Annotated in this window: 1 protein-coding gene and 1 pseudogene; one reads left to right on the top strand and one right to left on the bottom strand. The window is 42.9% G+C overall.

Features of this window, described 5'->3' with window-relative positions; genetic code table 11:
- A pseudogene (locus tag DW830_RS17200) lies at positions 1-96 on the bottom strand (IS982 family transposase); the annotation flags it as partial.
- Positions 97-364: 268 nt separating this feature from the next.
- On the opposite strand from DW830_RS17200, the gene DW830_RS15455 reads away from it, so the two are divergent.
- Positions 365-1,243, top strand: a complete 879-nt coding sequence (locus DW830_RS15455) for a hypothetical protein (RefSeq protein WP_119250491.1) — start codon at positions 365-367, stop codon at positions 1,241-1,243.
- The last annotated feature ends 66 nt before the right edge of the window (positions 1,244-1,309 follow it).

Genomic DNA, 1,309 nt, shown 5'->3' with positions numbered 1-1,309 from the left:
CAAAAGCAATTTTCCTGCATTTTCAGCATCAAAAACTTTGTAAAATTCATCAATAATACAAAATAATTCTGTAACTTTGTCCTTGGTAATCTCCATAATGATATCTTTTATGTTTGTAACTAATTGGATTTCACCTACAAAGATACAAAAATATCGGAGATTACCAACTTTTTTAGGCACTATTTCTTATCCCGAACTGAGGTAATAACTTAAATGGTAAAATATGAAATCTATTAACTTGATTATCTTGTTTTTGATGGCTGTATTGCCAACCTATGCTCGTGGCAATCTGCACGATCAGTACAATCTGTAGCAACAGCAAGAAAAGAAAAAGAAAGAGCATACAATAGAAGTATATGGTGACGTGAAAGATTCGTTTACCCAAGCCTATCTGAAGGCTTTTGTCACGGTGATGGACAAGGACAGCAACGTGATAGATACCATGACTACGACAGGAAGGGGAAAGCGCCTCTTCTATATTACCCATGTTCCTGCACGTCCCGCTTCTTATATCATCAAGGCAGCGTGTGATGGCTATGAGACGAAGTGCATCAATCATACCATCAAATACATTGGACGCAATAAGGATTTCTCATTCCCTTCGCTTTTGCTCAAGAAGAAATTCAATCAGGATGTTGCCCTCGATGACGTGGTGGTGACAGGCACCAAGGTGAAGCTGGCTTACCGTGGCGATACGCTCGTCTTTAACGCCAGCGCATTCAATGTGCCTGATGGCTCCATGCTCGATGCGCTTATAAGACAGATGCCGGGAGCCGAACTGAAGAGTAATGGCGATATTTACGTTAACGGCAAAAAGATAGATTATCTGCTCCTCAACGGAAAAGACTTTTTCAAGGGGAAGAACCAGGTGATGCTCGACAATCTTCCTTACTATACCGTAAAGGAACTGAAGGTGTATGACCGTTCTTCAGAAAAAAGCCGACTCATGGGTAAGGAGATGGAGAAGAAGGACTATGTGATGGATGTCGCCTTGAAGCGTGAGTACTCCCGTGGATACATCGCCAACATAGAGGCGGCGGGGGGAAGCGAAGACCGCTATCTGGCTCGTCTCTTCGGACTCTACTACACTGACAATTCACGAATCTCGGTATTCGGCAACCTGAATAACAAGAACGAAACACGAAGACCGGGATATCAGGGCGACTGGTCGCCTTCCAACAGTCCGCAGGGACAGAAAACTACCTCAGTTCGGGATAATAATCTCAGCCTAAAGGCTTTATAATGTTTTTATATAAGGGACACAGTGGCTTGGCAACCATCTATATATCTTGGATGGTTGCTGAGACAA

The organism is Prevotella sp. AM34-19LB (assembly GCF_003468525.1).
GTDB lineage: Bacteria > Bacteroidota > Bacteroidia > Bacteroidales > Bacteroidaceae > Prevotella.
The sequence above is the reverse complement of the archived record's forward strand: the minus strand, read 5'-3'. Positions and strand labels throughout refer to the sequence as shown.